Raw genomic sequence first — 11,425 nt, forward strand, 5'->3', positions numbered from 1 at the left:
GATCCTGAGGGCGATTGTTTTCGCCGACAATCATTCCTTTATAGACCTTAGTACCAGGTTTGATAAAGAATGTACCGCGATCTTCTGCGCCCATCAGCGCGTAGTCAGTAGCAGTACCTTCCTCAAAGGAAATCAGTACACCATTCCGCCGAGCCGAGATATCACCACAAGCTGGACGATATTCGAGGAAACTGTGATTCATAATCCCCGCACCGCGAGTCATCCGCATGAATTCACCTCGGAAACCAATCAAACCACGGGCGGGAACGACGAATTCTAGGTTAGAACGTCCGTTCACTCCTACCACCATATCCTGCATTTCACCCTTGCGCTGACCGAGACGTTCGATGCAGCTACCGACAGCTTCTTCGGGGACATCTAGTGCGAGCAATTCAAATGGTTCGCATTTTTGACCGCCAACTTCGCGGTAAATTACTTGCGGCTGGGATACTTGGAATTCAAATCCTTCCCGACGCATATTCTCAATCAGAATACCCAGGTGAAGTTCCCCACGTCCAGCTACTGCAAATTTATCGGCTTCATCGGTTTCTTCAACGCGCAGGGCGACGTTAGTTTCTAACTCGCGGAATAACCGATCTCGAACTTGGCGCGAGGTGACGTTTTTGCCTTCGGTACCTGCAAACGGCGAGTCATTCACGCAGAAAGTCATCTGCAAAGTAGGTTCGTCTACTTTAATCATGGGTAGAGCCATCGGCTCGCTAGGACAGGTAATCGTTTCCCCGATATTGGCATCGGCAAATCCAGTTACCGCCACGATGTTACCCGCAGTCGCACTCGGAATTTCGACCCGCTTCAAGCCATCGAAGCCTAGAAGCTTGGTAATTCGGGTTTTGACGATCGAACCATCTTCTTTAATCAGCGCAGCTTGCTGACCCATCGTGATGGTACCGTTGTGGATTTTACCAATCACAATCCGACCTAAATAATCGGAATAATCTAGGGTGGTAACTTGCAGTTGCAAGGGCTTTTCAGAGTCACCGACTGGGGGTGGAACGTGGCGCAAGATCGCCTCAAACATCGGTACCATGTCGGTACCTTTAGTTTCCATATCGTTCTGGGCATAGCCAGCCATCCCCGATGCAAATAAATGCGGGAAATCGCACTGGTCGTCATCCGCACCGAGTTCGAGGAATAAGTCTAGCACTTTATCCACTGCGACATGGGGTGATGCTAGTTCGCGATCGATCTTATTGACTACCACAATCGGGCGCAACCCTTTCTCTAGGGCTTTTTTAAGTACGAAGCGAGTTTGAGGCATCGGCCCTTCATTCGCATCGACAATCAAAATACAACCGTCTACCATGCCCAATACCCGCTCGACTTCACCACCGAAGTCGGCGTGTCCGGGAGTATCGATAATATTAATTAATGTCTCTTTATACTTGACGGCAGTATTTTTCGATAAAATTGTGATTCCACGCTCGCGCTCGATGTCGTTGGAGTCCATCACACAAATCGGCACTTCCTCCCCTTCGCGGAAAACACCGGATTGTTTTAAAAGTGCGTCAACAAGGGTGGTTTTGCCGTGGTCTACGTGCGCGATGATGGCTACGTTACGAATGGGAATGCTCATAAATTGTGGAGTTAGAACTCTAATACGGTCTAATGCAGACGGTGGAAATTTACTAATCTTTGTAAATATCTATGAATAATTGTAGCCGATCGCGGGTACCATTGCCGCCGAACATCGGTATCGATCGCGTGCGATTCGATCGAAAAAATCCCCTCCTCGGAGGGGTGCCCGTAGGGCGGGGTGGGTGGATATTCGCCATATACCGATCTCCCTCTTTTAATTGTTAGCTTTAGGGTATCGATTGCGATCGTCAGGCAGTCGGATCTGGTTGGCTTCGGCAGAGATCTACCCACCCCGCCCGTTGGGCACCCCTCCGAGGAGGGGATTTTTCATGAGATCGTACTAAGTTAGATTTACTAAACCACGATCGATAATCTTCCCAGTGCTATCGATTCCAGTTAACAGAATTTGGTCTTGATAAACTTCGACAATGCCAAAACTGTGGACGCTTTGAGCGAATGCGGCGCGATCTGGTTGCAAAATTGGATATAAAGTTGCCCCACCACCACCGCAAACCAAATAAGTAGTTCCGTCGATCGGTGCCCAGCGTTGATAATTATGATCGTGACCGTTAATCCACAATCGCACCTTGTGTTTTTTCAAGATCGGGGCGACATCTTTTTTCATCACCGCATTATCGGGATATCTTCCGGCTGAATAAAGATTATGGTGTCCGTAGACGATCTTCCACTTAGCTTTACTCGCTGTTAATTCTCGATCGAGCCACTCTAATTGTTTGGCTCTAGTCGGCGATTGCGGATCGACGATCGAACTAGTTTCTAAGACAAAAAACTGAACGTCCCCCCTCCCGTGAGTATAGTAGTGTTTGCCCTGCATATTAAACTGGGCATACTCAACTTGACGATCGCCATTATCCGTTCGCACGTCGTGGTTGCCTAAAGCTGCATAAAATTTAACTTTCCGCTGAAGTAAATCTGCATAGGGAATTTCAAAAGCTGCTTTAATTTTCGAGATTTCACCATTGTTATAAATATTATCCCCCACCATCACCACCGTATCGAACGGATGCTGTTTGTGGTACTCAGTCATCGCCCGTCCGACTGCATATTGATTTTTGGTACTACTACCAGTATCGGCAATGACGGCAAATCGCTGTAATAACTTCGTCTTGGGAATGACTACCGCAGCCGCTAAGTTCTCTTTTCCCGCACTTGTGCCAGCAGCTTTTTCATCATCAGCAGAATTGACCCGTTCGGATAGCAGTTTACCAGCTCCAGCCAGCCCGAATCCAGTCAAGCCAGCTACAACTAAAAATTGACGGCGGTTAGTACTCATAAATTTTGGTTATTTGTCAGGAGTCGATCGAATAAAGATGATAAATTAGAGAGAAGTGACAATTATCCTAACCGAAATGGCACCCCGATCGAGGACAGGAAAACTAATGCAAGGATTATTCGGACGGTTTGGGAAAAAAACCTCACCCCCGCCCACAGATTCTAGCGAAAATTTACGACAGCAGCGTCAGAGATCGCGATCGGACATGGACGATCGATCGACCGCTACCCGCCGCGATTGGGAAAGTTCTACCCCAGAAGAGCGAGATTTTCCGATTTCTAGTTTCAATACCGACGATGAAGAGACAAATTGGGATGATGCCGAAATAGACAGCAATGAGAATAATCCGATCGTGCCACGCTTCGATCGCCAAGTTGCCTACGCTCAACCAATCGCCCCAGTAGCACCGACTCCAAAAAGATTCACGACTTCAGATCTCGATGACTGGGATGAAGCTCTACCCGCAGCAACAGTCAAAAATAGTACCATTCAAGAAGCGCGCCGCAGTAAAAATGCCCCCCCAGTATCGCTTGGCGAAGATATCTGGGATGACGATACCGATACACCTAGCGAATCTAGCGTTGCGCCTAGTGGTAACCTCAATATCGATCCGACCCCACCCGATCGCGGAGATAAAAAGAGCGCGTCTAACTCACTCAGAAGCTTCTGGACTGGACTACTAGCAAAGTTTCGACAACTTTTACCCCCACCTATTCGCCAGTTCTCTAACGCGATTTTAACTGCCATTGTCGTCGCGATCGTCACCATCGGAATTTGGTTTGTAGATGGCTTTTTCGTCCCCACGATCGCACCTTCGGTTGCCAAGACACCAACCGTGCCAATCGCCACACCAACAGCCACATCACCAGCTTTAGCTCCCGCGATCCCAGCGACTCCCCCCATCGATCCCGATCGCGCTTTTGTCGAAGCCATCCAACACCAATTAACAGAAATTACCAGTCAATATCCAGATCGTATCGTTAAATCGATCGGGGTCGATCTCACCCGCGATCGACTGATCGTACAGCTCGAAACACTTTGGTATACGATCGACGAACAGCAACAAAATTCTTTGACCGATCGCATGTGGCTTCAAGCCCAGGCGAATCATTTTACCAAACTAGAAATCCAAGACAGTCAAGGAATCTCGATCGCTCGTAGCCCCGTCGTCGGCAAACACCTAATTATTCTTCAGCGCAGACAAAGTTAAATCGGGAATGGCGGATTTAGCCTCAAATGACAAAACCAGACAAATTCTTGGCATCATTACTGAAGTCCGCAAATTTGTCTGGTATTCGATCGCTCGACTAAGTAATCTATACTTTGTCGTTAGATTTTAGTTTCTTTCTCATCCGCATCGCAGCAGCACCGCCAATAATGGTACCGACGATCGTGAAAGGTTCGGGAACATCTGTTGTTGGTGATGTAGATGTTGGATCGGTTGGTAATGGTGGCTCAACTGGTGGTGGTGGCGGTGCGTTAACTCCCGCTCTGGCAGTAATGTTGATACCAGCAAAAAAGATGTTATCGTCGTTGGATGGATTGGTGGTGTCGATCCGGATTTGGGTATTGCCAGCAGCTAGCAATGATTTAATCGAGTACAGTTCGTCATCAGGGCTGGTGCTACTATTGGGATTGGTTGGGTTACTAATATTATCGCCAAGGCCACCGATAGTTAATAATGCGCCATTGGAAAGCGCACCATCATCAAAACCACCAGCCGAATTAGTCAACCGAGTACCGTTAACATTAACTGTGGAGAATTGACTGCCCCCTGCACTAAAACCAATGCCTAGAGACAGTAAAGCCTCAAAACTCGGATTTGCGAGTTGAGTACTCGTTAACGGGTCGGATAAATTGACAGATGTTGTATCTCCGGCTGGATTTGTAAAGCCATCCAAGAAGGCGATGGTTCTTTCTGCCTCATTCGGATTACTATAAACAATTGCTAATGCTTCGCCATCAACACCGTTATTAGGGATTTCACTCAAAACAGAAAAAACGAAGTTTGAAGCACTGCCATTTCCCACTCTTGCTGCCACCTGTGCGGTTACATCTGTGCGGAAAGCAGTCAGGCTAGATGATGAGGTAGTACCCAGGCTCGTCCATGCGGCACCACTGTAAGTAGTTCCATCAAAATTGACAGTAGGAGCAGATGAGCTACCTTGTAGCGAGCTATAAAGGAAAGCTCTCTGGATGGTAGATCCTAATGGCACGAACGCATCAATATTTCCAACTGGACTATTATTACCACCAACACCATCGAGCGACCAATTACCGTTTCCGTTGAATTGATAGGAGGTTAGTAGTGTGGCATTTGCTTTGGGTACATTGCTGGCTCCGATCGCCACTAGTGCTACACCTGAGCCTAGAGCTAGACTGACAAGTCTGTTTAGTTTCATTGGGTAAATCTCTTGTTTCAGATAGGATAGTTTGGTTTTTGGTTTAACAGGAGGGAAATATCTAAACACAAAGATAAGTTATTGACATCATTGCTGAAGTTATCAAACTTATCTGGTGTTTTTGAAATCGAATCAGTCTATACTTTGTCGTTAGCTTTGAGTTTCTTTCTCATCCGCATCGCAGCAGAACCGCCAATAATGGTACCGACGATCGTGAAAGGTTCGGGAACTTCTTCAACAGGGCTATTCACAGCAGCGTTAAATCTTACGTTGTCGATCGCAAATCCCGAAGCATCTGCACTCAGCGAAGAGAACTGTAAGCCAGCGATTTGGTTGCTACCATCGTCAGTTACTAATCCGAGGAACTCAATTCCAGTAGCTGCATTGGACAACGAACCCAGATTCACACCATTACGATCGAATGCGGTAATTGCAGTACTACCGATCCGATCGAAGAAACCTGCATCAATCCCGACGGCAGATACATTTCTGCTGAATAAAATACTTACTGGGCCAGAGAATGTGGGCGCACCAGATAATACGGGAGCGGATGGGTTAGCATCATCGCGACCGATAATACGTGTGTTACCAGTTAAGGCTAAAGTACCAGTTGGGTTGCCTGTGACGAAGGCAGTGTCGGTAGTGACAGTTTGTCCGCTAAAGAGACCACCAAAAGAAACGATTGGTGCGTTGATCCCGCCACCATATTGAGCTGGATTGTAAACAGGATTGACAGTACCAGGCGCGAAACCGAGTTCTGAGAATGTAATGCGACCAGCTTCTGGGCCAAAAGTAGCTGCATCAACCCGGCTGACAGTAGCTGCATGAGCGGTAGACACAGAGCCTAGTGCTGCTAGCACTCCAGTAGCAGCGATAAATTTAGAAACAGTTTTGAATTGTGTTGCCATAAGAAATTATATCCTCGAAAAAATTTAGAACTATAGAAAAGACTCAGACAATAATTGGTAGCTTTGTGGCTGGTGAAGTGGCTTGATGCCTAAGCTCTTACAACCTTGCAGATGTTTGTATGCTTAGAGTACCCACATTTTGTAAAACGATTCACATCGTTGTAGATATTTGATGAAAATTTTTAAAAGCTTTACTGGCAAGGCATTTTGCCGTTTTAATGGCGATCGAAATCGTGAGATCGCTAAATTTGAGCCGATCGATTTTTTGTCGATCGGACTCTGGATAATTAAGTATTACTCGATCGATTTGTAGCGAAGATCGATCGATTGGTGTTGGAATTTTAGCAATTATGTGTCGGTGATATTACTTAAAATTTTGGCTATTTCTCTAGCTTTGTCGCCTGTCGCGCTCCGATTTAAGTGTTTATAGACAGCATAAAGCACCAGTAAAATCACCAAGTTGTCAATAACCTGGTGATTTTACTGGTGCTGCGATCGAACTTATCTATCTACAGTTTGTTAGTGACTTTAAGTCTTTTTCTCATTTTGAAGGCTGCCGTCGCGCCGATAAGAGTCCCCACGATCGTAAAAGGTTCGGGAACGTCTGTTGGAGCTGGTGGTGGTGCGTTAACTCCTGCTCTGGCAGTAATGTTGATACCCGCAAAAAAGATATTATCATCGTTTGATGGATTGGTAGTATCGATCTTGATTTGCGTATTACCAGCAGCTAGAAAAGACTTGAGCGAGTACAGTTCATCATCAGGGCTGGTGTTACTATTGGGATTGGCTGGGTTAGCAATACTATCGCCAAGACCACCGATAGTTAACAATGCTCCATTAGCCAGCACACCATCATCAAAACCACCAGCCGAACTAGTCAACCGAGCACCGTTAACATTGACTGTAGAGAATTGACCGCCCCCTGCACCAAAACCAATACCTAGAGACAGCAAGGCTTCAAAATTCGGATTTGCGAGTTGAGTACTCGTCAACGGATCGGATAAATTCACAGAGGTTGTGTCAGCCGTTGGATTAGTAAAACCATCTAGGAAAGCAATCGTTCTTTCTGACTCATTTGGATTGCTATAAACAATAGCTAAGGCTTCACCATCAATGCTGCCATTCGGGTTTTCACTCAAGACGGAAAAGGTAAAATTTGAAGCACTGCCACTGCCGATCTTAGCTGCAACTTGATTGGTGACATCTACACGGAAAGCTGTGAGAGAACCCGCTGATGTAGTACCAAGATTAGCCCAAGCGGCACCACTGATAGTAGTGCCGTCGAAGTTAACAGTTGGGACAAACGAATTATTGTTAAAGTTGCTACTACTATAAAGAAAAGCTTTTTCAACCTTGGAGCCGACGGGGACAAAAGCACTAATGTTTCCTACAGGAGTGTTGTTACTCCCCACACCGTCAAGCGACCAATTCCCATTACCATTGAATTGATAGGAAGTTAGTAGTGTCGCACTTGCTTTGGGCACTTCGTTCGTGCCGACAGCCACAAGTGCAACGCTTGTACCAATAGCTAAACTTACGAGTTTGTTGAGTTTCATTATGGCTGATAATTCAGTAACACAACAAACTTACCAATTTCAACAAAATTCCGATTCAGTATAATGGCTTATTTTTAGTTGGATTCAAATGATAATGAGTCTTAAATTCTACATTAAGGCTCGATTTAATTTTAATTCAGTATAATGGCTTATCTTTGATTTTACTCAAACAATAAAAAGTGCTGTTTTGGATATCACGACTCAAAATTTCAAACTATTTTTACTAAATCGGTAGAAAATAGAAAGCTGCTGCCAAGATCGTATAAGTGGCAAGCAGCAAGGCTCCTTCGAGCCAATTCGATCGACCGTCGAGACTGATTAAATTAGCGACAATTACAGCGATGGCTACTGCCACAACTTCAAATGGATTGAAGTTTAATTCCATCGGTTGACCGATCGCGTAGCCGACTAATACCAACATTGGAGCCATTAATAATGCTACTAATAAACTCGAACCCATCGCGACAGAGACGGATAAATCCATATTATTTTTAATCGCTACCCCTACTGCCGTAACGTATTCAGCGGCACCACCAACTAATGGTAATAAAATTACGCCAGTAAATAGCGGGGTCAAACCTAAGCCCTTAGTTGCTGATTCGACTACTCCGACAAACATTTCTGATTCATAAGCGACTGCTAAAGTCGAGATGACTAAAATTCCCAACCAGAGCTTGATGTTAGGTTTGTGTTCGGTAGTTTCGCTTTCTAATTCTACTAAGCTCACATCGTATAAATAGCTGTGAGTTTTAAGCGAAAATAGTAAGGTCATCGCGTACACTACAATTAAGATAATTGCCACGGCGATCGATAGTTCTTCAACGGCAAATGTATCGGATCGATCGGCAGCATAAAACGCCATCGTCGGTAATAAAATGGCAATTACCGCTAGCGTCATTGAAGAGCCGCTGACTTGGGCGACAATCGGTTTAAATTCTTGCTCTTTATATTTCAAACCGCCGAGAAACATCGACAATCCCATCGCCAATAGCAGATTACTAATAATCGTTCCTGTAATACTAGCTTTGACAATATCGATTAAGCCAGCCTTGAGTGCGACTAGAGCAATAATTAATTCTGTAGCGTTGCCAAATACGGCGTTTAACAGCCCACCTACCGCTGGCCCAGTCACGATGGCTACTTCCTCCGTCGCGGTACTCAACCAGATTGCCAAGGGCACGATCGCCAACGCTGAGGTGATAAATACTGTCAGATCTCCCCAATGTAAATATTCTGCGGCGATCGAAATCGGGACGAATGCGAGTAACCCGATCGAGAGGATTTTTTTGATAGACATGGGGAGTTAGATCTGAGAGGAATACGCTTAAACACAATATACCAAACCTTCTACTTAGGCTGGAAATCGATCGAGTCGAACATTTTCCTCAGATCTCTACATGCTGTATGGACATACGTTTACACCTAGTAGGGGCAATTCATGAGTTGCCCCTACTAGGTGTAAACTTCGACATAATATGCCAAAATTTGTAACAGTATGTAAATAAATAGCTAATATTATAATTAAATTTATGAGCGATTTAGAACGAGATCTTCCTAGCGGCGGCGACGAGCTAGCACCGCCGACAGAAGCCAAACCCAAAGTGGCTGAAGGCACCACCGATGACGATCGATTTGAATGCCGTGCCTGTGGCTACACTTATAATCCGAATAAAGGCGACCCCAAAAATAAAATTATTGCAGGTACGCCATTTACCGTACTTCCCGCCACTTGGAAATGTCCATCCTGTGGGGCTAAAAAAGGCGCGTTTACAAATATCGGGACGACCACAACTTATGGTTTTAAAGAGAATCAAAGTTATGGATTTGGGGTCAATGGTATGACTCCCGGACAAAAAAGCTTATTGATCTATGGCGGACTGGGGATCGGTATTATCATTTTTCTGAGCCTGTACACATTGGGTTAAAGACGAAGGTTAAACCTCATCGGCTCAACTTTCTCAATTTCTCAGCCTTGCGACTCGATCGCAAATTTCACTCAACAACGCACTATTTCCATATCCATGAACTTGCTGAAACGAATTCTCAAACAAACTGCTACACTACTGGCGATCGGCATATTTTGCGTCAGTTGCAGTCACATTCCACCTTTGGCAACTAGTCCCTGGAAGCCAATTCAGTTACCCACAGAATCCAACATTCAAGATCTGACATTTACTAGCAACCCCCAACATGGCTGGGTGGTTGGTAGCGATGCCGCCATTCTAGAAACCAACGATGGTGGCACGACATGGGAAAATCGCAAACTAGAATTAGACAGCGATAAGTATCGGTTCACCTCGATTAGTTTTGCTGGCGATGATGGTTGGATTGTGGGCGAACCCGCGATTCTGTTACACACCAAAGATGCTGGTAAATCGTGGGAACGGATTGCCCTCAGTTCTAAATTACCAGGGATTCCTGCCACTATTAAAGCAGTAGGTCAAGACTCTGCTGAAATGACCACCGATATTGGGGCACTTTATCTGACTAAAGATGCTGGCAAAAATTGGAAATCTCTAGTTAGCGGAGCCGTGGGCGTATTCCGGACAATATCGCGTTCTGATGATGGCAAATATGTCGCTGTCTCGGCTAAAGGTAATTTCTACTCAACTTGGACACCAGGACAAGATAGTTGGGAACCCCACAACCGCAACAGTTCGCGCCGAGTTTCTAATATGGGATTTGCTAATGATGGTCGGTTGTGGATGCTCGCTCGCGGCGGACAATTGCAATTTAACACGATCGAAAAACCTGATGTTTGGGAAGATGAAGTTTTCCCCGGACAGAAAACCAATCTCGGCTTGTTAGATCTCGCCTATCGGACACCCGGAGAAGTCTGGGTTTCTGGCGGTAGTGGCGATTTACTCGTCAGCACCGATAGTGGTAAAACTTGGCTCAAGGATGAGGCTATAGAAGAAGTACCATCAAATCTCTATAAGATTTTATTCTTTAGTCCCGATCGTGGTTTTATTATCGGTCAAAGGGGCATCGTACTTAAATACCAAGGTGAAGCTACGACTTAGGCTTTAGGTATTAGGTCTTAGGTGTTAGGTTTTAGGTTCGATCGAATTAGACCATCGAAGCTAAAACCCTAGAAATCCCCCTAAATCCCCCTTTTTAAGGGGGACTAAGAGTCCGGTTCCCCCCTTTTTAAGCTACCGTGTATACACATCTCTAGAAATAAGCGAAGTTGGCTTGAATCCCCCTGTCTTGTCGGTTTTTTATTCGGGGGTTCCCCCCGAATAAAACCGCCGCTAAATCCCCCTTGAAAAGGGGGACTTCCGGATCCGGTTCCCCCCTTTCCAATGGGGGCTAGGGGGGATTCAGATCTCGAAACGAAGTCTAACCAACTTGTGTATACACCGTAGCTTTTTAAGGGGGGTTAGCGGCTCGCGCTCGTCGGGGTTTCCCGACGGTTTAGCGAGACAAGACAGAGGGGATTCAGATCTCAAAACGAAGTCCGTCCGACTTATGTATACACAGTAGCCTTGGAAAGGGGGACTTTAAAGCCCCCTTTCCAAGGGGGTTGGCAGGGTGGTTTCATACAAGAAAAGAAAAATACTGACAGAAAAATGAGGATAGACTGAATTACCTCGCAAAGGAAATTAGTCAAAATGATCCTCATAGAACAATTAAAGCAAATCCCCGACCATCGGCACATCAAAGGTA

At 45.6% G+C, this 11,425-nt stretch carries 10 protein-coding genes; 4 read left to right on the forward strand and 6 right to left on the reverse strand.

The window, feature by feature from the left end; all coding sequences use genetic code 11:
* Positions 1-1,594: translational GTPase TypA (typA, locus tag RMO79_RS19935; protein ID WP_310485015.1), on the reverse strand; the 1,594-nt coding region annotated here is incomplete at its 3' end.
* 342 nt (positions 1,595-1,936) lie between these two features.
* Positions 1,937-2,890, reverse strand: coding sequence for a metallophosphoesterase (locus RMO79_RS19940; RefSeq protein ID WP_310485016.1), 954 nt, complete (start codon positions 2,888-2,890; stop codon positions 1,937-1,939).
* Between the two features lie 106 nt (positions 2,891-2,996).
* On the opposite strand from RMO79_RS19940, the gene RMO79_RS19945 reads away from it, so the two are divergent.
* Positions 2,997-4,100: a hypothetical protein gene (locus RMO79_RS19945; RefSeq protein WP_310485017.1), complete on the forward strand. Its 1,104-nt coding sequence runs from the start codon at positions 2,997-2,999 to the stop codon at positions 4,098-4,100.
* 106 nt (positions 4,101-4,206) lie between these two features.
* Here RMO79_RS19945 and RMO79_RS19950 read toward each other — a convergent pair whose 3' ends face one another.
* Together RMO79_RS19950 and RMO79_RS19955 are read right to left on the reverse strand one after the other, a co-directional pair.
* Complete coding sequence (locus RMO79_RS19950) at positions 4,207-5,292, reverse strand: PEP-CTERM sorting domain-containing protein (RefSeq protein WP_310485018.1); 1,086 nt, start codon at positions 5,290-5,292, stop codon at positions 4,207-4,209.
* A 137-nt stretch (positions 5,293-5,429) separates the two neighbouring features.
* On the reverse strand, positions 5,430-6,200 hold the full coding sequence (locus tag RMO79_RS19955) for a PEP-CTERM sorting domain-containing protein (protein WP_310485019.1): 771 nt from the start codon (positions 6,198-6,200) through the stop codon (positions 5,430-5,432).
* Between the two features lie 172 nt (positions 6,201-6,372).
* On the opposite strand from RMO79_RS19955, the gene RMO79_RS19960 reads away from it, so the two are divergent.
* Positions 6,373-6,513, forward strand: coding sequence for a hypothetical protein (locus RMO79_RS19960; protein ID WP_310485020.1), 141 nt, complete (start codon positions 6,373-6,375; stop codon positions 6,511-6,513).
* A 196-nt stretch (positions 6,514-6,709) separates the two neighbouring features.
* On the opposite strand, the gene RMO79_RS19965 is transcribed toward RMO79_RS19960, so the two are convergent.
* Positions 6,710-7,756: a PEP-CTERM sorting domain-containing protein gene (locus tag RMO79_RS19965; protein ID WP_310485021.1), complete on the reverse strand. Its 1,047-nt coding sequence runs from the start codon at positions 7,754-7,756 to the stop codon at positions 6,710-6,712.
* A 223-nt stretch (positions 7,757-7,979) separates the two neighbouring features.
* Positions 7,980-9,053: a calcium/proton exchanger gene (gene cax / locus RMO79_RS19970; RefSeq protein ID WP_310485022.1), complete on the reverse strand. Its 1,074-nt coding sequence runs from the start codon at positions 9,051-9,053 to the stop codon at positions 7,980-7,982.
* A 232-nt stretch (positions 9,054-9,285) separates the two neighbouring features.
* On the opposite strand from cax, the gene RMO79_RS19975 reads away from it, so the two are divergent.
* On the forward strand, positions 9,286-9,681 hold the full coding sequence (locus tag RMO79_RS19975) for a rubredoxin (RefSeq protein WP_310485023.1): 396 nt from the start codon (positions 9,286-9,288) through the stop codon (positions 9,679-9,681).
* Positions 9,682-9,777: 96 nt separating this feature from the next.
* Positions 9,778-10,779, forward strand: coding sequence for a photosynthesis system II assembly factor Ycf48 (locus RMO79_RS19980; RefSeq protein WP_310485024.1), 1,002 nt, complete (start codon positions 9,778-9,780; stop codon positions 10,777-10,779).
* Positions 10,780-11,425 lie beyond the last annotated feature (646 nt).

The organism is Chamaesiphon sp. VAR_48_metabat_403 (assembly GCF_031422475.1).
GTDB lineage: Bacteria > Cyanobacteriota > Cyanobacteriia > Cyanobacteriales > Chamaesiphonaceae > Chamaesiphon.